The following is a 233-nucleotide window of genomic DNA, read 5'->3' on the forward strand; positions in this document are numbered from 1 at the left end:
GCTTCTCGAAACTGAAGCGTTTCAGGCGCGTTGCTACGCGCTACGAAAAAACCGCACGAAATTACTTCGCTGTCGTCGCTATCGCCGCAACTCTGCTCTGGCTAACATAACTGTCCACGCGACCTAGCATTACAGTTGTCTTTTTGTTTTGAAGTGCGCGCGCTGGGCGGCGGCCTGGTGAGCTCTACGCCAAAGTGACCATGCGATGATGTGTGCGGGTTGGATTCGCTTTC

Annotated in this window: 1 pseudogene; it reads left to right on the plus strand. The window is 54.1% G+C overall.

Going from position 1 to position 233, the window contains the following annotated elements:
* Positions 1 to 110: pseudogene (locus ACZYOF_RS45055) on the plus strand (IS5/IS1182 family transposase); the annotation flags it as partial.
* Between the last annotated feature and the right edge of the window lie 123 nt (positions 111 to 233).

The organism is Bradyrhizobium sp. LeoA1Lang, assembly GCF_055413685.1.